The sequence below is a fragment of the Ktedonospora formicarum genome, from assembly GCF_016587355.1.
Taxonomy (GTDB): Bacteria; Chloroflexota; Ktedonobacteria; order Ktedonobacterales; family Ktedonobacteraceae; genus Ktedonobacter; species Ktedonobacter formicarum.
Genome location: NZ_BNJF01000001.1, coordinates 2,871,412 through 2,895,285, shown reverse-complemented (window position 1 = coordinate 2,895,285; position 23,874 = coordinate 2,871,412). Strand labels below are relative to the sequence as shown.

18 protein-coding genes and 1 tRNA gene are annotated in these 23,874 nt (G+C 50.5%); 5 read left to right on the top strand and 14 right to left on the bottom strand.

The features are described 5' to 3' along the window. Window positions 1-118 precede the first annotated feature (118 nt). From K3T82_RS12395 to K3T82_RS12380, 4 genes are all read right to left on the bottom strand, one after another. Complete coding sequence (locus tag K3T82_RS12395) at window positions 119-2,749, bottom strand: LabA-like NYN domain-containing protein (RefSeq protein WP_220193762.1); 2,631 nt, start codon at window positions 2,747-2,749, stop codon at window positions 119-121. A gap of 425 nt (window positions 2,750-3,174) precedes the next feature. After that, on the bottom strand, window positions 3,175-3,897 hold the full coding sequence (locus K3T82_RS12390; RefSeq protein WP_220193761.1) for a CDP-alcohol phosphatidyltransferase family protein: 723 nt from the start codon (window positions 3,895-3,897) through the stop codon (window positions 3,175-3,177). A 554-nt stretch (window positions 3,898-4,451) separates the two neighbouring features. Continuing rightward, the gene (locus K3T82_RS12385) at window positions 4,452-5,219 is read right to left on the bottom strand and encodes a PHP domain-containing protein (protein ID WP_220193760.1); all 768 of its coding nucleotides are present in this window, start codon (window positions 5,217-5,219) and stop codon (window positions 4,452-4,454) included. Window positions 5,220-5,456: 237 nt separating this feature from the next. Next, a complete protein-coding gene (locus K3T82_RS12380; protein WP_220193759.1) occupies window positions 5,457-5,801 on the bottom strand; it encodes an ArsR/SmtB family transcription factor in 345 nt (114 codons plus the stop codon). A 420-nt stretch (window positions 5,802-6,221) separates the two neighbouring features. On the opposite strand from K3T82_RS12380, the gene K3T82_RS12375 reads away from it, so the two are divergent. Next, on the top strand, window positions 6,222-7,109 hold the full coding sequence (locus K3T82_RS12375) for an LLM class flavin-dependent oxidoreductase (protein ID WP_220193758.1): 888 nt from the start codon (window positions 6,222-6,224) through the stop codon (window positions 7,107-7,109). Between the two features lie 52 nt (window positions 7,110-7,161). Here K3T82_RS12375 and K3T82_RS12370 read toward each other — a convergent pair. From K3T82_RS12370 to K3T82_RS12340, 7 genes are all read right to left on the bottom strand, one after another. After that, window positions 7,162-7,233, bottom strand: a tRNA-Lys gene (locus K3T82_RS12370). Window positions 7,234-7,449: 216 nt separating this feature from the next. Then, window positions 7,450-8,937, bottom strand: a complete 1,488-nt coding sequence (locus tag K3T82_RS12365; RefSeq protein WP_220193757.1) for a sensor histidine kinase — start codon at window positions 8,935-8,937, stop codon at window positions 7,450-7,452. Further along, on the bottom strand, window positions 8,934-9,695 hold the full coding sequence (locus K3T82_RS12360) for a response regulator transcription factor (protein WP_220193756.1): 762 nt from the start codon (window positions 9,693-9,695) through the stop codon (window positions 8,934-8,936). The genes K3T82_RS12365 and K3T82_RS12360 overlap by 4 nt, the downstream gene beginning before the upstream one ends. A 181-nt stretch (window positions 9,696-9,876) precedes the next feature. Beyond that, a complete protein-coding gene (locus K3T82_RS12355) occupies window positions 9,877-10,452 on the bottom strand; it encodes an NUDIX hydrolase (protein ID WP_220193755.1) in 576 nt (191 codons plus the stop codon). Window positions 10,453-10,700: 248 nt separating this feature from the next. Further along, the gene (locus K3T82_RS12350; protein WP_220193754.1) at window positions 10,701-11,105 is read right to left on the bottom strand and encodes a response regulator; all 405 of its coding nucleotides are present in this window, start codon (window positions 11,103-11,105) and stop codon (window positions 10,701-10,703) included. 318 nt (window positions 11,106-11,423) lie between these two features. Beyond that, complete coding sequence (locus tag K3T82_RS12345) at window positions 11,424-12,179, bottom strand: TlyA family RNA methyltransferase (protein ID WP_220193753.1); 756 nt, start codon at window positions 12,177-12,179, stop codon at window positions 11,424-11,426. Between the two features lie 101 nt (window positions 12,180-12,280). Continuing rightward, the gene (locus K3T82_RS12340; RefSeq protein ID WP_220193752.1) at window positions 12,281-13,246 is read right to left on the bottom strand and encodes an ROK family protein; all 966 of its coding nucleotides are present in this window, start codon (window positions 13,244-13,246) and stop codon (window positions 12,281-12,283) included. Window positions 13,247-13,545: 299 nt separating this feature from the next. On the opposite strand from K3T82_RS12340, the gene K3T82_RS12335 reads away from it, so the two are divergent. Next, window positions 13,546-14,718, top strand: coding sequence for a lysylphosphatidylglycerol synthase transmembrane domain-containing protein (locus K3T82_RS12335; protein WP_220193751.1), 1,173 nt, complete (start codon window positions 13,546-13,548; stop codon window positions 14,716-14,718). Between the two features lie 312 nt (window positions 14,719-15,030). Beyond that, entirely contained in the window at window positions 15,031-18,543 is a 3,513-nt protein-coding gene (locus K3T82_RS12330; RefSeq protein ID WP_220193750.1) for a DNA polymerase III subunit alpha, read from the top strand. A 310-nt stretch (window positions 18,544-18,853) separates the two neighbouring features. Here K3T82_RS12330 and K3T82_RS12325 read toward each other — a convergent pair whose 3' ends face one another. Continuing rightward, the gene (locus K3T82_RS12325; protein WP_220193749.1) at window positions 18,854-19,222 is read right to left on the bottom strand and encodes a hypothetical protein; all 369 of its coding nucleotides are present in this window, start codon (window positions 19,220-19,222) and stop codon (window positions 18,854-18,856) included. A gap of 74 nt (window positions 19,223-19,296) precedes the next feature. Here K3T82_RS12325 and K3T82_RS12320 point away from each other — a divergent pair, with 74 nt between their 5' ends. Together K3T82_RS12320 and K3T82_RS12315 are read left to right on the top strand one after the other, a co-directional pair. Further along, entirely contained in the window at window positions 19,297-20,508 is a 1,212-nt protein-coding gene (locus K3T82_RS12320; protein ID WP_220193748.1) for a PrsW family glutamic-type intramembrane protease, read from the top strand. Between the two features lie 498 nt (window positions 20,509-21,006). Next, window positions 21,007-22,293 (top strand): MFS transporter, encoded by a 1,287-nt coding sequence (locus K3T82_RS12315; RefSeq protein WP_220193747.1) that lies wholly within the window; start codon window positions 21,007-21,009, stop codon window positions 22,291-22,293. An 89-nt stretch (window positions 22,294-22,382) separates the two neighbouring features. Here K3T82_RS12315 and K3T82_RS12310 read toward each other — a convergent pair whose 3' ends face one another. Continuing rightward, the gene (locus tag K3T82_RS12310; protein WP_220193746.1) at window positions 22,383-22,805 is read right to left on the bottom strand and encodes a YybH family protein; all 423 of its coding nucleotides are present in this window, start codon (window positions 22,803-22,805) and stop codon (window positions 22,383-22,385) included. A 112-nt stretch (window positions 22,806-22,917) separates the two neighbouring features. Next, entirely contained in the window at window positions 22,918-23,847 is a 930-nt protein-coding gene (locus K3T82_RS12305; RefSeq protein WP_220193745.1) for a helix-turn-helix transcriptional regulator, read from the bottom strand. Window positions 23,848-23,874 lie beyond the last annotated feature (27 nt).

The window sequence follows — 23,874 nt, the reverse complement described above, 5'->3', positions numbered from 1 at the left end:
CCCTTGGCCTTTTGAGAGAAGCGAGAAACGTGAGAGCTTCGACCATACAAAGCAGACAAACGCAAAAAGATGGCAGGGGAAGGTTTCCCCTACCATCTTTTTCATACACTTCTTGTTGCTATGAGCGAATCTCCTCCAGAAGAGAGAGGTTCACAAAGAGATCGCAGCTCTGGCGCAAAGTCGCAGACATTGCCTCATCAAAGGCCGCAACCTCGACACGTACTCCGTGATCGGAGCAATAGTCAAGCATCGGCATGAAATCGCTGTCTCCGCTCACCAGAACGATACAGTCAACCGCTCGTCCATCGACCAGGCGCACAACATCCATGCACAAATCCAGGTCAAGGTCAGCCTTCTTTGCACCGCTCGAGAAAGTCTTGTAGTTCTTGGTCGTAATGCGATACCCCAGACCCTTTACGGCCTGCAAAAACATCTGCTCATCGCCAGCCTGTGGGCTGGTGGGGCAATAGGCATGCGCACGAACCAAGCGACGATTGCCTCGCAAGAAGTCAAGCAATTTGCCAAAATCGACGGCCATTCTTAGCGTGCGTGCTGAATACAGCAGATTCGCGACGTCAACGAAAACGCCAACACGCTCCGTTGAAGGGAATGGTGGTAGAGAGACGGACACATTTGTAGGTGCCTGCGACTGGCGACGCATCTCAGTCACCAGGCGGTCGGACTGTAATTGCAGAGCTTGCACAATCGCGTTCGTGAAATGGTTGAGTGCAGCGGTACTAGGCATATTATCGTGTCCACGGCTACTTGAAGAGCTGGGAGCAGGATAAGAAGGAGAACGATGCACTTCCGCGCGCTGTACTGTGCGACCGCCATCCCGGCTGATGACACTACCGCGTGCTGGCGAAGGTTCGGGACCCATGAAAGGGCCGGGCAGGTCATTGCCCTGATTCATTTGATTAATTGTGTATCCCGAGACAATAGAATAGGCGATATCCCCAGGAACACCAGTCAGTTTGCCAGAGGCAGCGGGCAGCGAACTTGGCTGTTCACGTGGCGGCGTGGGCAATGGGGGCGGAGTTGGGATCGTCGTTTCAGGCGTGACACTTGTGCTACTAGTAGTAGTGCTAGTGCGATGGCGGCGGCGGCGGCGCGTAGAAGCCTTCTGCAATTCCGAATACTCCAGAGGTGGCAGATCTTCAGGAGCCTCTTCTACTACCTGAGAAGCAGTATTCACAAATGAAGGTGTGTTATCTATATTAGACGCTGCCGTAGGTGTTGCCATACTATTTGTTACTTCTTTCTGGCGCTCATGACTTCGACGGCGACCACTTTCTTTAACAGGTGCAGTTGTTGTCATGTCAGAAGCAACCGTATCTTGAGTAGTCTTTTTCGCTGTTTGAGGCTCACGTACTGGCGTGCTTTCATTAACCTTTTCCGGCTGCGCTTCAGGTGCCCGATTCGTCAGAGGCTCTTTCACGCTCTCTTCGGCCCGTGTGGTTGAGGTTGAAGGGACGGCACCATTTACGCTACTGGAATGAGCGCTGCTCGTTGTAGTAGACTTACTAGCAGTCGAGGCAGGACGGTCAAAGCGATAACGACGTGCAGGGCGTGGCGGTGCGCTTTCGGCAGGGGCAGGCTGTACCTGACTCTCTGGCTGAGGAGTAATCTCTTCTGCAGCAGCTTTCTCTTTTTCGCGCTCCTCACGCAGATGTCGGGCGCTATGGCGTGGCAAACGAATGCGGGACGCCGGACGCAAAAGCGGTGATACCGCACGCTCTTTAGCGGGTTGCGCTTCAATCTTATCCTGCTGCACCTCGGTCTCCTTCGCTTCTTCTATCTCAGCGGAATTGGTTGAGCTCTCTTGCTGATTTTTTTCAGCCTCATCTTTGGGAGTTTCGGCCTCTGTCGAAGACACAACCTCTGAGCTGAACATCTCGGCCTGCTGGGGCTCAGCACCTGCTGTTTTTTCAGCCTCATCTAGATTGCGCTCAGCGTTACGTTGCGCTAAAGGAGAAAGCAACGCGAACGCTTCTAGCTGAGACTCGTGGAGCGAAGCATCATAGCGCGCCTGAGCTTCTGCCTGGCGGAACTCTTCTATGAAGGAGGTAAAAGAGCGAACCTCTTCTTCTTTTGTCTCCTGAGACGCACTTGTCTCGCCTTCACCTGTAAAGAGAAGCACAGGTTCTTCAGCCGTTGGCGAATCAGCACCATGCGCAGCTTCAACATTCTTCTCTTCAGCAATGGTAGGAGAAGCCTGATCATTTACAGGCGTTTCACTCTCCTGGCTCACAGTCTCACCAGCTTGAGCAGATGCATCTACGCTTGAGATGGCTTCTGCTTGCGAAGGCTCGACGGTAGCAGAGATCTCAACACCTTGTGGAAGTTCCTCAGAAATGGAGGGAGATGTCTCCTCATCACGTACCGGTTCGGCTTCACTTGTAATGGAGGCTGAAGTATTTTCAGCCTCCTGCTCCGATGATGAGGTAGCAGGCTCAAAGGACGCAGGCAGTGGCACTTCGGTTGTCTTCTCAGCGTGCTCAACAGCATCAGCGGAAGAAGAAGCTACTGGAGTGGTAGACACTTCAGGCTGCTGTGCCTCCTCTGCATTTTGTTGCTTATAAGAGTCTTCTTCAGAAGCGGCAGAAGAGGAATCCGTTAAAGAGGTCTCCTCAACAGGTGTGGCTGATTCGGAAGTGGTAGGCTCAACAGTTATTTCGGGGACAGACGGATGCTCTGTAACGTTAGCATCAACGTCATTGTGGTCAGAATGAGAATGTTTTGTTGTCACTAAGATCTCCAGTCTCAGTCACTACGGACAGAGCGCAGAAATCATCATAGGAAGCATGGACCGGGGGTATCATCAAAATGTAGTACAAACCTTACAGAAAGAATGCATTTGTATGCCTGAGGCAAACAATACTACATTCACCTTCAAGAAGTGTTTGGACTATCTGCGGTTTCGCAAAGTACCCGGTCTGTAATCAGCAGTTATGCGATTGTGCGTAAGTGTATAAGCCGGGGCGGAACTGAAAGCTCTTGCTCGAAGAATATCGCAAAGGAATCCGCCCTCCATCAACTCTTAGCAGTCTTGCCTATGGAATGATGATTGCAAACATAGCAGGCGGGCTTGCCACATAATGGTACAGAGCCGCGCGCAATGAAATCAACCGTTTGTTCTCTGTGCTCTTGTCCGATCTCGCAAAGTCTATGCCGTTAAGAATCAATCTTACTTATGCCCTCATCGATGGATGAAAGACGAGAGGGCGAGGAGCGACGTTCGAAATGTACAATCTCTTCCGCTCCTTCGTTCAAGGTCGCCTGGTTTGTCAAATTACGCTGTTTGTACGTACCGGTATCGTTTGATCCATGTGACTGTGACAAGGATGATGGCGCGGTCTCAGCCTGCGAAGCCCGGCTAACAGAACGCCGGACGGCAAGCATACGCTCGACAGCGGTCACGTTAGAGAGGACCGCGAGCAGGACCAGGGCCCAGATACCTGTATTTGTCAGAAGACCAAGTGCTAGTAGTATGACACGTTCCGGGCGAGCCAGTAATCCGACCTTGCACTCAATACCCAGGCCTTCGGCGCGAGCTTTCGTATAACTCACCATGAGGGATCCGACAGCGGAAACAAAAATCAGAGTAATCAGCCAGCTTTGCTCATTAGCGAAAGGCCAGAACATATCGCGCATGCCAGGATTTTGTAAAGCATACGCGAGAAACCCAAGAAGGATAATACTCTCTGAATAGCGGTCTATAGTCGAATCCAGGAAAGCACCAAAGGTGGTTGCGGAATTCCGAATACGGGCCATTGCCCCGTCAAACATGTCAAAGATGCCCGCAAACAACACCAGCCATCCCCCAATCATCAAAAACCCCTGGGCGATGACTATCGCGGTTATAATGCTAAGCAATAGTCCAATGCCAGTTAACATATTAGGGGTAACCCCTGCATGAGCTAGAGGTTGTATGACATACATGACCAGTTGTCTAGCTCGTTGCTGTATGCGGCTACTAAACATATATCTATTGTATCATACTTCGTCCCGATGGGACTAGCTCTTTTTGGTTAAAGATGGGTTTTTTATGAAAACTCACGCTCACAAATGAGCCCTCCCGCGCAGTGCGGCGCTAGCGCAAGAGCAGTAGGCGAATCCAAGCAAGCGCTTAAGACATTTCAGCACTCTTCAGGGTAGCGCAGAAACATCCAGAACTAGAATTTTGCGCAGGCATTTTACCTGAAAGTCTTAGGTAAAAAGTTTACAGCCCCACTTCTTCTCATCCTCTGAGAAACGCCTTCAAAAACCTTTTATTATAACAGAAACTTGGGCTTCATACCATTAAACATGCACATTAGAACCATGCGCCACTACTTGAGGAGAGGATATAGCTTGTGAGAGAACACATAATCCTCTCCTTCTCTGGAGACTTTCTCCTTAAGCGATCTGCGCGACATCTTCGACTGGCTGCTCATTACGCTGTTTGTTATTCAAGCGATAGAGTACCCATTGCACATATGCCTGCATGTTCCAGAGCTTACCACCGGGGCTGTGAGACCACCCTTAATTGTGTTACGAAGTTCCTGGGCGGTCTGACCCTCAAACCAGGTTACGCCGCTACCCACAGCACTTAAGGAGTGTGCATCACTATTTCCTAACTCTGGTAAACCATATACCTGGCGATTAACACTCATTGCTACCCGATTGGCATAGATGCCACAGAAGCTCGCGTTCCAGGTTTCAACACCATCAAACCAGACATCCTTTGAGGCATGGATGCGATCCATAACACGACGCTGGCAGCTATGGCGGAAGAAACGATGGAGAGGATGAGCTACTACGGCCAGTCCTCCCTGCTCATGGATAAGGTCAATACTGCGCTCCATACTCAAACCAGAAGGGATACGCTTTTCAATAAAGAGACCCAGCAGATGGCCTTCTTTCGTGGTTACTTCCTCACCTACGATAAAATCAAAGCGGTATGATCCTTTCGACCAGAGGTCGCGTGCCCTCAACGCACCTTCGATAACATCATGATCGGTTATCGCGATGACATCGAGAGCGGTATTATGCTCAACATGATGTAGGATCTGCTCAATGGTAGCGCTGCCATCGCTGTATGTGCTATGCATATGCACATCGGCTTTGCCAAATTTATTGGCTTCGCGCGCCTGCTGCAACGTCATTTGCTTGCGGCGGGCCAACATAGCTGTCCCCAATGAAGCTTGAGTATTGTCAGTTGTAGTATGAATAGCCATGTAGCTCCTTCTCTCCATTACAACAAAGTGCATATGTGTCGGTCCGTTCTCATAACAAACCATATCACACGCTTGTTAAATTTCTCTCTTAATGAGACGTAAAAAGAATGCAAAGTATGTAAAGCTTGAACCGTTTTGTTAACATAACCGTCTATCCCTATGAGAGATAGGCAAGGAAATGATAGGAATGTATGAGCACAGGTATCTCGTAGATGGCAACCAGGCACCATTGTGCTGTTAGTCATTCGCTCCTGCATCCGCTTCAATAAGAGCGCTACCCATAGGTAGTGCATCCAGAATTTGAGAGGGATCAATAAGCCTCTCCAAGCGCTGAAGGCCTTGCCGGAAGCGTGCAACATTGAGGGAACAATACACCTGACGACCGGTTCGACGCGTCTGGATTAAACCAGCACGCCGCAATTTACGCAAATGCCATGAGACCAGAGGTTGGCTAATATTGAGCATCCCAGTCAGGTCAGTCACAGAGATTTCGGGCTGACGGGCTAGGTGATAGACAATAGTCAGGCGTGCAACTCCCCCTAGTGCTTTGGTCATCGCTTTCAGATCTCGCCAGTCTTCCATAACCCGCTCTTTGCTCTCCTTTGAAACTTTATCGCCCTCGTTTACCTGAACTAGCAACGTGTCCACTTCCCATCTAATTACTCTCTATCGACCTCAATGAGGTGGCGCTAAACATATAAAACTTTATTTATATTTTATATAATGCGCTATCTTTATGTCAAGGCATACATTACTACCTCAAATATTTGCAGGATGAATCTCTGTTGACAGAGTTTTCTATCTCTCATGCCATACTCTCGGCTCGCGGGTACAAAGGTTCATCCGGTAAGCTAAAAACTTCACTGAGACGAACAGAACCAGGATGCATTGCCTTTGTTGCCCTCTGCTCCGAATGTGATAGCAATTGTGCTATGATGAAGAATCATGATTTTGGTTGACAACCAATAGTACTAGAATAAATGGAGGCTCAGGCATTTCTTGATGAAAATAGGTGTAGCATTACCCATAAATGAGCAGTCGAGCTACGAAGAGATCCGAGCACGAGGTGTACAGGCCGAGGAGGAAGGTCTGGACTCTATCTGGTTCTTCGATCATCTTCTCTTCCGTGAGCCTGATGGAGCGACACGCGGAATTTGGGAATGCTGGACGCTGATGAGCGCTCTGGCCGAAGCAACAAAGCGCGTTGAGTTAGGAACACTAGTCCTCTGTACGGCCTTCCGCAATCCTGCCATTCTGGCAAAAATGGCGGTCACGCTTGATACCATTAGTAAAGGTAGGCTGATTCTGGGCCTGGGAGCAGGCTGGCATCAGCCTGAGTTCGATGCGTTTGGTCTGCCCTTTGATCATCTGGCAGGACGCTTTGAGGAGGCACTAAAGATTATCGCGCCACTTGTACGCGAGGGGAAGGTAGATTTTGAGGGCAAGTACTATAGCGCGAAGAATTGTGAGATCATACCTGGCAATATCCGGGCTGGCGGGCCTCCCATCCTGGTTGGTGCTTCTCGTCCCCGTATGCTCGAATTAACCGCGCGCTACGCAGATATGTGGAATGCTTGCTGGCTTGGTCCAGTGCAGGGATTGGAGCCACGCCTGAAACCAGTACAGGAGGCGTGCCAAAAGGTAGGGCGCAAGCCCGAGGATCTAGGCTTGACGGTCGGTATCAATGTCCGTTTCAGCGAACCAGGCGAGCAGATTGCGCCTGATGCTGACCGCGAACGGGTTATTGTGGGCACAGTTGATGAAGTTGCACAGGCACTTCATGGCTACAAGTTGGCAGGTGCGCAACATCTCATCTGTCACCTGCATACCGCTGAGAGTGAGCATTTTAGGAAACTGGCACAGGCTGCTCAACGCTGCCGTGAACTTTGATTTTTAACAATGAAGAAGGCCCGGATCAGATGATCCGGGCCTTCTTGCAGGGTGGGTGACCAGGGACTCGAACCCTGAACCTGTCGATTAAGAGTCGAATGCTCTACCATTGAGCTAGTCACCCTCAGGACACGGCATATATTATCATAGCTAACGCTTTAAGTCAAGCACTCTGGCAGCCAATTTTCAGGGTTGCACAAAAGTCGTCAGTTGTCTCATTCGCTTCATTCCGCATGCGAACCTCAGGCCAAGGTATATACCTAATATTAGTGCCCAGGCAGCACACATATTTTCGAACACTGTTCATAATTTGAACAATATTCGAGGAGATGAGATTGCTTCAGACGAGAGCTTCAGAAGGACTTTGCTCCGCCAATGGCAGAGAAAAGCTGATCCGCGTGCCCTTACCACGGGTACTCTGAGCCCACACTTTGCCGCCATGTGCGGTGATGATGGCGCGTACAATTGAGAGACCTAGCCCACTTCCACCTGTAGCACCTGTTCGCGAGCGGTCGGCGCGATAGAAGCGCTCGAAAATATGTGGTAGGTCCTCAGGATTGATACCTACACCTGTATCTTCGATCCAGACCTCCATCGATTGCCCCGATTCTCCAAGTCGCGCGTCAACGGTAATCGAGCCCCCCGAGGGAGTATGACGACGCGCGTTATCCAATAGGTTAAGTAGCACCTGGGCGATGCGGTCGCTATCGGCCTGGACCAAAGCCGCATCAGGCGCGATTTCACTGCGGATAGTAATACCCGCGTTCTCGCACTCTGGCTCGATCACAGCCAGAGTCTCATCGATCAGCTCCTGAAGCGAGAGAGGGGCAAGATCGAGACGAGTATGCCCCGACTCAAGCGAGGTCATCTGCTGCAGGTCAGCAACCATACGACGCAAGCGTTGAACCTCACGGCCAATACGTTGCGCAGTCTCTTGCCGAGCCGTCGGATCTTGAATTATGTCATCGGCTAGAGCCTCACTAAAGCCCTGAATGGCAGTCAAAGGCGTCGCCAGATCATGAGCGATATTAGCGAGTAGCTCGCGGCGAGCTTGTTCTTGACGGCGTAGCTCGTTAACATCGGACTCGATAGTGTCAGCCATCTCATTAAAGGTTTGCGCCAGCAACCCTAGCTCATCTTGAGCGGGAGGCACAGGCACACGCTGGGCATATTTGCCCTGTTTCATATGTTCAGCCGCGATGGTCAAGGACTTCAGTGGGCGAGTTAAACTCCGGGTGAGCCAGAAACCAAGGATCAAGACGATCGAGCCAATGATGATCGCGGTGGTCGCGATTGTGTTATTGATACGATTGACCAGCTTGTTTGGGTCGGCCTTGGGATCAGAAATAAACAACGCACCAATGATCTTTCCATCAATTTTCATCGGGACGCTGACATAGAGCGCAGGATAGGAGCCAGCAGGAGTAGAGACATTTAAGTAGCCCTCAGCCTTTTGTCCGTTCAACGATTGGCGTAGCGCATTGCCGAGGGTAGGGTCTACGCATGAATTGAAATTGAACGGCTGAAAGCAGAAAATATCCTGCCCATTGGCATCCACAAGTTTCTGAATCTCGGGATCACTTGATGGCAAAGTTCCATACTTTTGCCCCCAGGTATATCCCTGCTGGCGATATTTGTTCTCGTAATAGCTAGCAAAATAAGCAGCCTTTTGGGAGAGGTTTTCTTGCTGCGCTTCACGGTAGAAGTTCTGTACGGCAAGCGAGATAACAACCGAGAGAATCAGGATAGCTCCGGAAATCATCGCGAGTAGACTCAGAATCAGTTTTGTGCGCAGACCAACCCGCGTGAGATCAAAATCATTTATCATGCTTCCTCTTGCGCGATAGGCGGTGGAGTATCAACTCCAGGTGGAACAAACTTGTATCCTACCCCCCAGACAGTTTGAATAACCTGTTGCATCTGACCAGTCGATTCCAGTTTCTTGCGCAGAGTACCAATGTGGACATCGACAGTACGCCCATCTCCCAGATAGCTATAGCCCCAGACCTGATTTAAGAGGGCCTCGCGCGTAAACACCCGATCCGGAGATTTCGTCAGGACGGCTAGTAGATCAAACTCCTTGACGGTCAACGAGAGCGCCCGCTGCCCAATGCGCACGCGCCGCGCGGGGATATTGATAAGAAGGGGCCCATAAGAAATTTCTTCCCCAGAAACACTTTTCTCATCCTGGTGCAGCCCCTCGCCTTCCGCGCCTGCATTCGAAGTAAGGCCTGCTCGTCGTAAAATAGCCTTGACCCTGCTCACCACTTCACGCGGACTAAACGGCTTTACCAGATAATCATCTGCACCCAGATCAAGACCCTTGATACGGTCTTCCTCGCCCTGGCGCGCAGTCAGCATCAGGATGGGTGTATTTGCCCAGGCCCGGATGCGGCGACAGACTTCCATACCATCAAGAATCGGAAGCATCAGATCCAGAATGACCAGGTCTGGCTTCTCGCGCGCGTGTAATTCTATACCAGCGATACCATCACTGGCGCTCACTACGGTATATCCTGCTTGCTCAAGGTATAGGCGGAGCACCTGGACAATATTGGCTTCATCTTCAATTACAAGGATCTTCATGGAGTAGTTCGCCACCTGTTTCTATCAACAACCTGGAATATACATGTTTACTATAGCAGACGCATATCAAATAATTTTAAGAAATATGTAAAGCTTTATCGGCCCTCTTCTGAGGCCTACTAAGCTTTATATGAAATCCACCACCGCTATCACGGCTCGCGCTCAGGTTTCAATAAAGGAGCTATCGTGCTTTGAGGTGCCCCAGGCGCTCCAACGCCATATAGGCTGCCGCGATCTGCCCCTGAACCAGGAATTCGCCACGATGAATCAGATCTAAAAGCTCAGCAGGGGTAACAAGGAAATTTTCAATAACCTCTAGTGGATCAGGTTTGGGAGTACCTGTCTTTCGCACGTCACGCGCCAGGTACCACCAGATACGAGTCCGCGCGCCTGTTGGATTCGCATACATATGCGCGAGCAACTCCATATCGTGAGAGCCCACACTATAGCCAGTCTCCTCCATCAATTCTCGATGCGCTGTCAAGGACGGGTTCTCATACTCACCAGGATCAATACCACCTGCTGGGAACTCTAACACAACCTGACCTATGCCATGCTTATACTGGCGATTCAAGAGAAAGCGCCCATCTTCCGTGACAGGCACAACGCCAGCCCAACCAAAGTTCTCGATAATATAGTAGTCATCTACAATGGGGCCATCAGGAACCTCAACCTGTTCGCTACGCACGCGCAGATAAGGTGTATCTAGAAGCTGACGGGTTGATAGAACTTTCCATGGTTGATGTCTCTCGTTCAAAACAGTATTCCTCCTCATGGCATCATAATTTATACATCACCATTGTAGCACTGTTTGAACGTGTTTATCTTCGACTTTTAGTTGATCTACGAGGACTGAAGCCTGTCTTTTCCCACCACTTTCTCGCTATCCATTCTATTAAGTAAGGCGAGCGTTCTAGTTGTTGCTGAAAAATATTTTCGCGAAAATATTTTTCAGCAACAACTATGGGGCTCAAGGCTTCTAATTACCGCTGGAGCAGGGTAAGATCAGGCTTTTTCAGACTCAAGCAAGCATCTGATAGTATTCATCAGTGAATCCAGTTCAAAGGGCTTCTCCATACCGATAAGCTGGCGCTGCTCCAACTCGCTCATATGCTGTCCCAGACTAGCACTGGTAATGATGGTAGGAGTTCGCGAGAGATCTTTCATTGCATGCAATCGATCATACAACTCAATACCCGTCATTTCGCGTAGCAAGTAATCAATGAGCAAGAGATCGATTTGAACATCCTGTGCTAAACTCAATGCCTCATGGGGAGTGGTAGCCAGAATAGTATAGAATTGAGGCTCTTCGGCAAGTACTAGCTTGATTACCTCACCTATTGCTTCGTCGTCTTCTACAACGAGGATCACCTTTAATGCTTTCTTATCTATCTTCTGCTCATTTGTCATATGTAACCTTCAATTCCGCTAGAGACAAGGGTTTCAAAGCCTACAGCACGCTTCTACGCCTCTGTTTCGGCTTCTGAAAGCCGATCCTTGAGCGAGAGAACAGTAGCTTCTCTGGCAGCCTCGCCCGAGCGAGTGAGTAATAGGAATAAGGCACAGGTTCATACAAGTGATACGCCAAGGGGTATCACTCTAGATGATACTATCCCCTAAATAGTTACCTGATTGCCTTCTCTATCGCAATCGACTACCAGCAATGAAACTGAAGGTTCTTAGGAAGCAGATAAATAATCCGCGAGCGATGAGCAAAATGCAATAGCTCTAGTCACGAAAGCGGATATGGAAGAGAAATTCGCGGTTTCCATCACGACCCAGAATAGGAGAGTCACTTATCCCCAGCACCTGAAATGTCGTATGTTGTGGAATCCATTCCTGCAATTCCTGCAAGACGCGTTGATGTACTTCGGGATCACTAATCACGCCACGCCCACGGTCGACCTCGGCCTTCCCGGCCTCGAACTGTGGTTTGACCAGCGAAGCGATCCAGGTTTCAGGCGAACGTGCAAGCAGCGCTTCCAGTGGAGGCAGTACCAGTCGGAGCGAGATGAATGAGACGTCGATGACAGCACATTGCATAAGCTCTGGGAGAGTATCAAGATGACGGATATTAGTACGCTCCATAACAACGACTCGTTCATCGTTACGCAGAGACCACGCCAGTTGTCCATGCCCTACATCAACCGCATACACACGCCGCACGCCACGCTCTAGCAGGCATTGTGTAAAGCCTCCCGTTGATGAACCAACGTCTATCGCGACTCGATCAGCCGGGTCCAATTGAAATTCATCCAGCGCCTTTTCAAGCTTCAATCCACCCCGGCTGACATATTTCAGTTCGGGCGCGACCTCCGCGAGACGACACTCAGTATCTAGAGGTATCATCGTACCGGGCTTATCGACCATACGCTCACCCGCATAGACCTGTCCGGCCATAATCAGGGCGCGCGCACGCTCACGACTTGGCACCAGCCCCCGTCTGACCAGAGCCACATCCAGCCTCTCTTTATTAGCTGCCATAGTATGACATCCTCCCACTTATCCATACAGGCTATACAGTTGTTACAAGGCCCGGCTCTGAGTTTGATTATAATAATTTAACGCGCCAGCCCCTACTAGGCCTACGTTGGCCCCAGTTCCGCCGAGACAATACGCGCCAGCTCACGTGGAACCTTCATTGCTCGACGCCTCACAATCGCAAGCGCAGGAGCAAGCAGTTGGTCTCCCATCTGCATCAAGCCACCACCCAGCGCAATGACCTCAGGGTTAAAGAGATGAATGATGTTTACCAATCCTACACCCAACGCTTCAGCGGCCTCATCAAGCACTCGCCGCGCCAGGGGGATGCCCATAGAGGCCCCCTGAGCAACCAGGCGCGCATCGACACGGAATGTCTCATGAGTCGACTCACCAGGAGAGCTGTTTTGTTGGCGCGCCAGGGCCAGAAGTTCTTCACCCTCGCCACGCCCAATGGCCTCCAGCACACGGCGCGCGATTCCCGTACCCGAGGCAAGGCCCTCCAGGCACCCAACGTTGCCGCAGCCACACAGTTCCCCGCGCCAGTCAACGGTGATATGCCCCAGTTCACCAGCCGTTCCAGCCGTGCCCTCTAAAATTCTCCCGTCGGCAATCACACCGCCACCAATACCAGTGCTAATGGTGAGATAGACCATATCCTGGCTTCCACGTCCCGCGCCAAAAAGGTACTCGCCTAACGCACCTGCGTTAGCATCGTTTTCCAGATACACAGGCAGCTGATACTGCTCCTCGAAGATCTCACGCAACGGTATATTACGCCATCCAGGGAGGTTGGGCGGTGATAGAACCACGCCCGTACGATTGTTCAGTGGTCCTGGGGCAGCAATACCGATGCCCACGATTTCCTTACGCGAGAGATGTGCCTCGCTCAAGGCTTGATCTACAGCCCGGAAGAGACGAGGAACTACGCGCTCAGGAGTCCCATTCTCTCCAGTCAGCATACTCACTCGTGAGAGTAGCGTCGATCCCTGTAGGGCGGCGGCACGAATCTGGGTGCCACCGAGGTCTACTCCTACAACCAAGGGATAAGAGGTATTTTCACCAGTCATATAGGCTCCAAGGTGTCTGCGTTTTGGTTAGATGATACTCTATTTCTCGCCCTCACGACAAGCTTAGTTATTTCCATAACCAACGCTCATCTCCTGCACTCTATAGTACATTTATCCATTGAAAGTTACTATCTTCCATATATTACCGTTTGCTTTATATGTAAAGCACAAAACAGCATATTTGACTCTATAATCTATGATTTTGACTAAACAGGTGTCTTGTTAGCTTCCCAGGCCTTCCCAAAAGGTAGGAAGTCTTGACCAGACATCCTGTTATCTGTGGATGGAAGGGATGAGAGATGACGATGATGCCAGAATCGAACCAGCCTGCGCGTGGACTGCGCGACTTTGGGGCCTTTCAGCCTGTACCACAATCAACCCCATTTCCCCAAGCAACTCCAGATACTCCCCCGCCCGTGCAAGAGGTTACTCACATACAACGCTTCCCATTTTCATACGCGCGTCAGGTGCAAGAGATCGGTAGTAGGCTTCTTCGGAGTGAGCAACTAAGAACGCTCAAAGTACGTCCGCGCCTGATCGAGATTATCCTACGTGGAGGAGTCAGCATACTCGCGCTTGGGCTTCTGGCGCAGCATGTCTCCTGGACAAAGTTGTTTGCAATCTACTCACGTCTGAACCTGGAGATACTGCTTATGGCCCTGGCTCTGGGAGGGGCAGGGTTCCTGGTAAGCACTTTTCAATGGCATCGCCTGTTACGAGCAGAACGTATCCGCTTTGATCTGGCAGACCTCATTAAGATTGCCTTGGTAGGCTATGCCTTTCGTGTGCTCCCCCCACCTAATATCGATGATGATACGATGAAAGCAACCTACGTTGGTAAATGCACAAATAATCCTACCGGCGCTTCCAGCGCGACAGTACTCTGCCATATCACTGGTTTTCTTGGAATGCTTGGCCTTAGTATTCCAGCCTTCATACTACGCCCTGAACAATTTCCCCTGACGATTAAGATGTGGTTTATTCTTCTTTCTCTGGGTGCGGGGATCGCGATCAGCGGAATGCTGCTTATTTCGATCATGTTGCCAGAAATGATCTATAGCAAATGGCTAGAATATCGCCTGGTACGCTTTATCCTACGTATAGGCAACACCCTTTGCATAAGCCTGAATCAGCCACGCGCCCTTCTGGTCGCAACTGGTTACAGTCTGCTCTCCTGGACCTGTTCAATTTTGAGCTACGAAGCCTATATGCTAGCGCTAGGGCAACAGCTTCCCCTCTCTTTCTATTGCGTAGCGGTGCCACTTGTTTTTATGATCGCGGCATTGCCGATTTCATTTCATGGCCTTGGCCTGCGTGAGGTAGCATTTACACTTGTCTTTATGGCTGCTCCAATGCCTCTAGAAAGCGCGTTCAGCCTGGCACTTCTGGCTAATGTGCAAACGCTCGCCTTCGGTATGCTAGGTGGATACTACTACTATACCCTTGGGCGTACATCACAAGGCATTGTGTAGAATAGCGCGAACAAAAATATCGTCATATAGGAGATATGGTCAGATGCCGAAAATCGTGGCAGAATACAAGCGGGACTATTGTTCGTCATATTTGACTGATTGAACGCATGTTCCTTATACTATATAATACCTAATTATCCGAAAATCTGAGCATGCAGGTGTTAACCATCCTGTAATGTCCCCAATTGAGGGGATTTTCGCATAAGAACTACTATATAGATACTTCAGGAAGAGCAGCGCGGTAGAACACAAACGCCATAGTCACAGCTACCGATCTCGCTTGCAAGCTTGCCACACATGGAGGAGGCGCCAATGGGGATAGACTTCGCACATTTGCATGTACACACCGAGTATTCCCTGCTTGATGGCTTAAGCCATATCAACAAGCTGGTGCAACAAACGCGAGACCTGGGAATGAAGCATCTGGCGATTACCGACCACGGCGCAATGTATGGCGCGCTCGAATTCTATAAAGCCTGTCAGGCTGGAGGCATTCACCCTCTCATCGGTTGCGAGGCCTATCTCACCGAAGATATGCACGATCACTCCAAGCGCTATAGCGACGACTACTATCACCTGCTCTTACTCGCCTACAATAATACAGGTTACCGTAACCTGATGAAGTTGACGACCATCGCCAATACAGAGGGATATCACCTGCGACCTCGCATAGACAAAAAAGTACTTGAAACCTATGCTGAGGGCTTAATCGTCACTTCGGGCTGTCTCTCAGCCGAGATTCCCAAACTCCTCCTGGCAGAAAAGCAGGAGGCAGCCTACCAGGCAGCACGCTGGTACCAGAACGTCTTTGGACTTGAAAATGTGTATCTAGAAATTCAGGAGCACCACGGCACCTGGGATAATGATACCCCCTCGCCCCAGGCACGCTTGAACCAGCTGCTCTACCAGATGCATAAGGATCTTCATATCCCACTTGTCGCCACAAATGATCTGCATTATATCCGCGCACAGGACGCGCACACACATGATGTCCTACTTTGCATCCAGACGGGCAAACAGATTGACGCGCAGAAACGCTTCAAGTTCGATAGTCAGGAATATTATCTCAAGAGTCCCGCTGAGATGCTTCAACTCTTCCCTGAATTGCCAGACGCACTCACCAACACAGTACGCCTGGCGGAACGCTGCGAGGCAAATCCACTACTCTTGAAAGCCAATCTTCCCCTGGTTGATGTACCACCCCAATACACCAACGCAAATGACTACCTCTATGCCCTCTGCATGGAGGGCGTCAAGTATCGCTTTGGCGAAATGAGCGAACCAGTCAAGCGTCAACTAGACTACGAGTTCAGCATCATCATGCAAAAGGGATATACAACATATTTTCTGATGGTATGGGACTATGTAAATTACGCGCGCTCACACGGTATTCGCTGCTCCGCGCGTGGCTCGGCTGCTGGTAGCCTCCTGGCCTATGTGCTGGGCATCACTAATGTCGATCCCCTACGCTATCAGTTGCTCTTCGAGCGTTTCCTCAATCCCGAGCGCTCGGATATGCCCGATATCGACATGGATTTTCCCGATGACAGACGTGAAGAGGTCATTAATTATGTCGCGAGCAAGTATGGGCCAGATTGCGTCTCACAAATGGTCACCTTCAATACAATGGCAGCACGTCAATCGGTGAAGGACGTCGCTCGAGCGATGGGTCGTCAGGAGCTAGGAGATCGCATCACACGCCTCATCCCATCAGGCCCTAGAGTCACTCTTCAGGGCTCACTCGACAGCGTACGCGACCTGAATGCCACTTATGAACAGAACACAGAAGCACGTGAGGTCATCGACGAGGCTCTAAAGCTAGAGGGAGCCGTTCGCAATACCGGCATTCACGCGGCTGGCATTGTCATCGCGGGTGAGCCCCTGGAGCACTTTGTGCCCCTACAACGGCGCGACTTCCGCGACCCCAGCAAAGGACTTATCACGCAGTACGAGCAGGCACACCTGGAAGAACTGGGGCTGATCAAGTTTGACTTCCTCGGTCTCTCCAATCTCACCATCCTCGACAACACACTCAAGTTTATTAAAGAGGCGCGTGGCGAGGAGATAGATCTTGAGAAGCTACCACTAGATGAGACCAATGACCCAGAGCAGAACCGCAGGCGCGCGAAGGCATTTGAATTGCTGGCTGCAGGTGAGACAACTGGCATCTTTCAGCTTGAGGGCGCGAAGATGCGCGAGTATATTAAGCAGCTTAAGCCAACCAGTATCGAAGACATTACCGCTATGGTTGCGCTCTATCGTCCGGGGCCAATGGATAGCATTCCAGATTTCATTAATGCCAAGCATGGACGCACGCAGGTAGCGTATCTCGACGAACGTCTGAAAGAATGGCTCGAGGAATCCTACGGCATCATCGTCTATCAGGACCAGGTGCTCCTCATTGCTGTTCATCTAGCAGGCTTCTCATGGGGAAAGGTCAACAAGTTCCGTAAGGCCCTGAGCAAAAAGATCATGCAGGAGGTTGAGAGCTATAAGGAGGACTTCATCCAGGGCTGCATCCATAACGGAATGCGACCAGATATCGCTGAGAAGCTCTTTGAGTTGATTCTGCCTTTTGGTGGCTATGGCTTTAACAAAGCCCATGCCGCCAGCTATGCCGTCGTCGCCTTCTACACAGCCTACCTCAAAGCCAACTATACTGCCGAGTTCATGGCTGCGACTATGACTACCGAGGCAGCAGATGCACGCAAGATCGCCAATGCCATTGCCGAGTGCAAGCGCATGGACGTTAAGGTTCTAGGTCCCGATGTCAACAAGAGTAGCAAGGGCTTTACCGTCGAGGTAAACAATGTGCGCTTCGGCCTACTTGCTATCAAAGGTATTGGTGACGCTCCGATTGACGCAATCATAGAGGCTCGGCAGAAAGATGGCCCCTTCACCTCACTGGCTGACTTCTGCACACGCGCGAATCCCCAATCTGTAGGTAAAGGAGCCATAGAGACATTGATTAAAGTGGGGGCGCTGGACACGCTGGGAGCACGCCATATACTGCTGGCTTCACTGGAGCGCGCTATGCAATATGGCAAGAACGAACGCGAGGCCAAGGAGCGGGGCTTACTTAGTCTCTTTGGTGATATTGAAGGGTTTGATAACGCGCTTGCCTTCAGTCTCAACACAAATGTTGAAGAGCCTCCCGCACAACAGTTGCTTGACTGGGAACATGAACTTATTGGCGTCTATATCACACAGCATCCCCTAGCACACCTGAGTGATGCCCTGGCAACCTATGGTCTTACCCACAACCTGGGGCAGATTACTGATGAGCTAGATGGGCGTAAAGTAATTGTCGGTGGCATGATTAAAGAGGCGCGTCGCATTGTAACCAAGAAGGGCGACGACATGTGTGTTATACAATTGGAAGATATGTATGGCTCACTTGGCGTCACCGTCTTTCCACGAGTCTATGAGCAAACGCGAGAGCGTTGGGTAGAAAATAGTATCGTTATTATCAAAGGTTCTGTTCAGGTACGACGCGACGAGCCAGGCATTTTATGTGATACCGTTGCGGTCCTGGAGGTAGAGCAGAGCGAGGCACCACGTAAAGCATATCAGGTCTGGCTCACGCTCCAAATCAGTGGCAGCGATACCCAGGCTATTGAGCAAGACATGCTCAAAGTGCAGGATATCTATCGCCACATTCAGGAGCGACCCGGACGCGATCACTATGAAATCCTGGTGAGCAACACTGAATGGCAGGTACGTCTGACACCCAGCGATAACACTATGCACTATAGCGAAGAGCTACGCAACAAACTTGAAGAGATCCTGGGCAAAGGCTCGGTCGAGGCAACCGTTGCCAGCTAAGAAGCAAGAGAACTAACGGACAATTTTACTTTTACCTACCCGAAAGCACTCTTCTTTGACAGCAACTATCATGACTCGTTATAGTAAATAGAAACCTTTAACCTAATCAATCCGTACTAATTCTAAACAGCTAAAGAAGCATGTACCGCATAGTAGTACTATTCAGGTGTTCTCAACCGCTATCTACAGACGTTTTGTCTCTTCCTGCCAGACATCAGGAAGTTTATGTATATCAATCTGAATAGAATACATAAGTTTAGAAGAGAAGGCTATTATCGTGGGGTCAGAATATCGCGAGTCGCCACCAGACTCAAGCCAGAAATACCATCAGGCATATCACAATATTTATGCCAACGAAACTCAATTGCCTAAAGCCCCTCAGAAGGGCATAGCTTTGATAGTCAGTACAAGGCGGAGGCACCTCGACCGATAGTCCAGGACTCTTCTCGCCATGAAGACTATCCCGGCAGCCAATATAGAGAGCCAGTTTATCGCGAGCATGTTTCTGGTTTTCTAGGCTCACCCTACGCGCCCTCCTCACCGCAACCCCATAACGGGCAGGCTCCATACCAACCTGTTGCCTCTTTCCACGTTGGGACACAACCAAACCAACCATATCAACCCTATTATCCTCATGGATATTATCCCTACAGGCAACCACAACCCATTCCGGGTCCATATGGTTATCCCTATGGCTATTATGGATATATTCAGCCCGCACCCAAGGAGCCAGGGCGCACATACCAGCTAGTTATGGGTATTGTGACCGTGGTGGGGGCATCCCTGGCTTTTATCGGCGGCATAATCAGCCTATTCTTTTTGATTTTTACCTCTGTGATCTTCTCTGCAACGTCTAGTTTGCCAGAGGATCAACGCTTCCAGGTAATCGGCGCTTTGAGCGCATTTGCGGTCGTAGGCATTATTGGCGGGATGGCCTGCGGATATCACAGTATTATGGCTATGCTCAAAAGACCGTCGCTAGCTTTTAAACTTCCACCATTCTGGACCTTCCTGATTCTCTATGTGGTACTAATTGGAATCGCCATCGCCATGATCACAAGTGGAATCGCAGTCGCCAGCGTCCCCTTAACGATCTTTCTCATTGCGCTCGCGGGCATTTTCCCAGCTCTGGCAATCATCGCGCTCGCCATGCGCCATATTCGTAAACCCAAAACGCTTCCTTGGCCTACGACCTGGCGACGCTTTACCGTAGCCTTAATTAGTGGGGCTACACTCTCGATCATGCTGGCCCTGCTTCTGGAGCTATTGCTGGGGGCGCTCGTCCAACAGGTTATAGGCGCATCAGGGAAATTCCTTGATAACACCGATCAGTTGCCCACAGATCTCAAGAGTATTATCGCACTCCTTCTGACATTAGCAGTAATCGCTCCTCTCGTTGAAGAAGCCGTCAAACCTATAGCGGCACTCACGATGTTGGGCCGGATGCGCAATGCAGCCGAAGCCTTTGTGATGGGCATGGGCTGTGGTATCGGCTTTGGCCTTGTCGAGACCATCATGTACATCAGCTCTGGTTATCAAGACTGGCTACAGGTTGCGGTTCTACGCAGCACGGCTTGCCTGTTGCATGGCATGGGCGCTGGCATGGTTACGCTGGGCTGGTACTACATCTCACATAAAAACTCAACGAGGAGATTTAATCGCTTCCTCCTCGGCATCGGATGTGCTGTATATGCGGTGGTGCAACATGCCATCTGGAACGGTTCAGTAGGTCTGGCCTTGCTTCCTTTCTTTCCTAAAGACAACTTTCAGGTTGGGCCATTCTCGTTAAACTCTGATTGGGCTATGTACCCGATCTATATCGTCCTATCAGCTCTGATGATTGCCTTCCTCCTTTTCGTGACGCGCAAATTACGCCCACAGAATCAGGAGCAGACATCGCCCAATTCCCAACAATCACAGGGGCAGCCACCCACTACCACACCACAGCCAGCCCCCATCGTCTAAGCCGAAACAGGGACGCTACTTTACAAAAACGTTAATGTGGGAAAACAAGGTGTTTGTCCCTTGTTTTCCCACATTGAACATGGTATAGTGTAAAAGTAATACGCATCAATTCTTCACTTATAAAAAGGAGCCATGCATGTCAGCCACAACATTCTCCCGCTTCGGCGCAGTAGCCTCTTTCTGCCGCGTAACTGATGGGACAGAGTGTTGTCAGCATACTTGCATTGCTATGACCTCCACACTCAGCGCATAACCTCGCTTAGAGGACCTTCAATTTCCCATCTCTATATCGCCTTACGTGATACGTTTATCCTATGTTGTAGTGGCATGCGCATGCCACTACAACATAGGATAAACGCACGCGAATAGGTTCGCATAGACAGCTAGAGTGCTACATTCGTGCTTCACTCATTCACCTTCTCATAGGTGGCTATGAAGCCGCGCCATGACTTCCTTGTGTTTTCCTTACATTCTAAATAACTAGGAGTCATACACTCTATGCATCTATCGCGCTTAAAGCTAAAAGCTTACCCGGTCTATCTGTTAATGGTAGGCACCTACTCACTTGCTGGCGCCATCATGTTTACACTCAATCTGGTGTACCAGGTTGAGATCGTCAACCTCAATCCCCTGCAACTGGTGTTGGTTGGAACAACCCTTGAGACAAGCTGCTTTCTTAGTCAGATCCCAACCGGCGTGATCGCTGACGTTTATAGCCGTCGCCTCTCGGTGATTATCGGCTTTGTTCTGACGGGCATCGGCTTTCTCATTGAGGGCTTGATCCCAAACTTTGCGTTTGTCTTATTGGGCAACATCATCTGGGGCATAGGTGCGACCTGCATTGACGGCGCGCAGGAAGCCTGGGTCATTGACGAGGTAGGCGAGGAGCATGCCGGACGCATCTTCACCCGTGGCTCACAGGTAAGCCAGGTCGCAGGCCTGCTGGGTATTCCCATCAGCATCGCCCTCGGCAGTTTACGCCTTAATGTACCAGTCGTCACAGGTGCTATCCTGATCCTGTTTCTAGGGCTGCTGCTACCTCTTATCATGACCGAGAACAACTTCGTTCCTACTCCACGTGAAGATCGGAACTCCTGGCAGGCTATGGGTCGGCAATTCATCGAAGCCAGGCGCGCGCTCCAGATCAAACCAATGCTTATCAGCATCTTTGGAGCTGGGCTCTTTATAGGGCTGGCAAGCGAAGGCTTTGACCGTCTAAACCAGATTCACTTCCTGCAAGACTTTAGCCTCCCCACCATTTGGGGTCTGACACCTGTCATCTGGTTCGGCATCATGAGCGCGGGTAGCTCACTCCTGGGTATCGCAACTACAGAGCTTGTTAATCGCGGCCTCAATATGAACCGCACTCGTTCGCTTGTGCGAGCCTTGACCGTTATTGACTCGCTGCTTATTGTATGCGTCGTAGGCTTCGCGCTCGCTGGTAACTTCTACCTGGCGTTGCTAGCCTTCTGGGGTGCCAGGGTAATGCGTACAGCTCAGCAGCCCCTCTATAGTACCTGGATCACGCAAAACGCCGATTCACGTATACGCGCGACGATTTTCTCGTTTGCTGGCATGGTCGACGCAATTGGACAGATAGGTGGTGGTCCCATTGTTGGCTATATTGGCGAGCGCGCCTCCATTCGTGCCGCGCTCACGGTCACAGGCTTGCTCATGACACCTATTCTCTTCTTCTTCCTGCGCGCCTTCCGTTTACTCAATCGTGAAAACGCCTCAAAACAAGAAGAGAATTTAGCCGAACCTGTAACAGAACTGGAGATATAGGGAAAAGGTAAGCCTAGAGGATTAGTACGAAGGTCTATGCATTTTGCGACACCGTAGTGACAAATCACTACGGTGTCGCAAGCTTGCAGCTACTTCGTTTCAGGCTCACGAAGCAAGGGATCGGCATGGCGATGAATGAGCTTCCAGGTATCGCCTTCACGGCGGAAGATTTCAGTTATGCGCAGGTTGAAGGGAATCGCTTCCGATTTGCCTTGCAGGCGAGCGGAGGCACGCTGAAAACCAACCCAGTAAGCAAGTCCATCACTCGCCGCCATATGTAGGATCTCTATCTCGCCCTCACTCCCCCGCTCAAAGCTCCTGGCATCCTGTTCATACTGAGACCAGACCGCGTCAGCCCCCTGAAGAGCGTCGCCTGATGGCTTAAAGAATGTGGCTGGCGAGTAATGCGCGACGATATCACCAAGCGGGGCTGCATCTCCATTAATATAGGCCAATGCGATATCGCTACGTTGTTTCATAAATTGCTCAAAGTTGTGCTGATCGTTGTTCATTCTTTCTCTCCTCACTCTTTCATAAAGTGCGCTCTTCTTGAGACAACCCCCATAAGAGCACTTCTTCGCATCTATAGGAGGAGTATATCCAATGAATGGCGACGATCCTATGTCATAATTCCCCATATGAATGAGCAATTTCTAACGCTTCCCGCTGAACACGTGCACGCAAAGTTTCTGGTGCAATTACGCGGGCGTCCGAGCCAAGGCTTAATAATACACTGACAAGCCAGTCGTACTCTTCTAACCGTAGATGCATCTGGAGCCGCCCCTCCTCTTCACCAACAAGCCGGATATGGGCTGTAAGATGTGGCTCTCGTTCCAATCGTAAGACTCCGCGAGCCGTTAGATGGATACAAATCTCTGGATATGTGGGATGAATATGCATGATAGATGACGAAGACGGCTTCCATTGTGGCGGCGGAGGAGCAGGTTTCACGTCCAAAAAGCGGTCAACGCGGAACACACGCACCCCTTCACGCTCATAGGAATATGCCTCACAGTACCAGAGACCAGCTTCAGTTCGGACGCGCTGGGGCAGGAGCGTTTGCTGCGAAACACCTTTCTCAGAGCGATAGGTCACCTGAAGCCATTGCGTCTGTCGGGCACTCTCCAAGAGGTGATCTAGAAATGGAGTCGCATACGGACGCGTGGGAATATCGAGAGAGAGGGGTTGCGTCAACTGATCAAGAGTCTCGCGTTCGCGCTGGGGCAGGAGCGTCTGGACCTTAGCAAGCAGCGACTCACGTTCACGTTTAAAAGGTGTCTCGCTCAACTGAGAAAGGCTACTCAACGCTAGTCGTAACAAAAGGGCCTCATGCAAAGTCAATGCAAGCGGAGGCAAGGTATAATCCGGAGGCAAGGTATATCCACCCGTAATCCCCAGTTCAGCCGCGATTGGAATACCCATTTCACAGAGGGCGTCGATATCGCGCTGAATTGTGCGTCTGGACACTTCAAAGTGCCGCGCAATTTCGCTTGCCGAACGCTTTCCCCCCTGCAAAAATAACAAAATCGCGGTCAGGCGCTCAATCCGGTTCATAACTTATCCTTCGCACATCCAACCATT

What these genes read in the sequence shown, in the direction of transcription:
- K3T82_RS12315 (WP_220193747.1), top strand. Translation starts at nt 21,007, where the DNA reads ATGCATCTATCGCGCTTAAAGCTAAAAGCTTACCCGGTCTATCTGTTA.
- K3T82_RS12340 (WP_220193752.1), bottom strand. Translation starts at nt 13,246, where the DNA reads ATGACTGGTGAAAATACCTCTTATCCCTTGGTTGTAGGAGTAGACCTC.
- K3T82_RS12385 (WP_220193760.1), bottom strand. Translation starts at nt 5,219, where the DNA reads ATGGCTATTCATACTACAACTGACAATACTCAAGCTTCATTGGGGACA.
- K3T82_RS12350 (WP_220193754.1), bottom strand. Translation starts at nt 11,105, where the DNA reads ATGACAAATGAGCAGAAGATAGATAAGAAAGCATTAAAGGTGATCCTC.
- K3T82_RS12345 (WP_220193753.1), bottom strand. Translation starts at nt 12,179, where the DNA reads ATGGCAGCTAATAAAGAGAGGCTGGATGTGGCTCTGGTCAGACGGGGG.
- K3T82_RS12390 (WP_220193761.1), bottom strand. Translation starts at nt 3,897, where the DNA reads ATGTTAACTGGCATTGGACTATTGCTTAGCATTATAACCGCGATAGTC.
- K3T82_RS12310 (WP_220193746.1), bottom strand. Translation starts at nt 22,805, where the DNA reads ATGAACAACGATCAGCACAACTTTGAGCAATTTATGAAACAACGTAGC.
- K3T82_RS12380 (WP_220193759.1), bottom strand. Translation starts at nt 5,801, where the DNA reads ATGGAAGACTGGCGAGATCTGAAAGCGATGACCAAAGCACTAGGGGGA.
- K3T82_RS12335 (WP_220193751.1), top strand. Translation starts at nt 13,546, where the DNA reads ATGACGATGATGCCAGAATCGAACCAGCCTGCGCGTGGACTGCGCGAC.
- K3T82_RS12360 (WP_220193756.1), bottom strand. Translation starts at nt 9,695, where the DNA reads ATGAAGATCCTTGTAATTGAAGATGAAGCCAATATTGTCCAGGTGCTC.
- K3T82_RS12325 (WP_220193749.1), bottom strand. Translation starts at nt 19,222, where the DNA reads ATGGACCCGGAATGGGTTGTGGTTGCCTGTAGGGATAATATCCATGAG.
- K3T82_RS12375 (WP_220193758.1), top strand. Translation starts at nt 6,222, where the DNA reads ATGAAAATAGGTGTAGCATTACCCATAAATGAGCAGTCGAGCTACGAA.
- K3T82_RS12330 (WP_220193750.1), top strand. Translation starts at nt 15,031, where the DNA reads ATGGGGATAGACTTCGCACATTTGCATGTACACACCGAGTATTCCCTG.
- K3T82_RS12305 (WP_220193745.1), bottom strand. Translation starts at nt 23,847, where the DNA reads ATGAACCGGATTGAGCGCCTGACCGCGATTTTGTTATTTTTGCAGGGG.
- K3T82_RS12365 (WP_220193757.1), bottom strand. Translation starts at nt 8,937, where the DNA reads ATGATAAATGATTTTGATCTCACGCGGGTTGGTCTGCGCACAAAACTG.
- K3T82_RS12320 (WP_220193748.1), top strand. Translation starts at nt 19,297, where the DNA reads ATGGGTATTGTGACCGTGGTGGGGGCATCCCTGGCTTTTATCGGCGGC.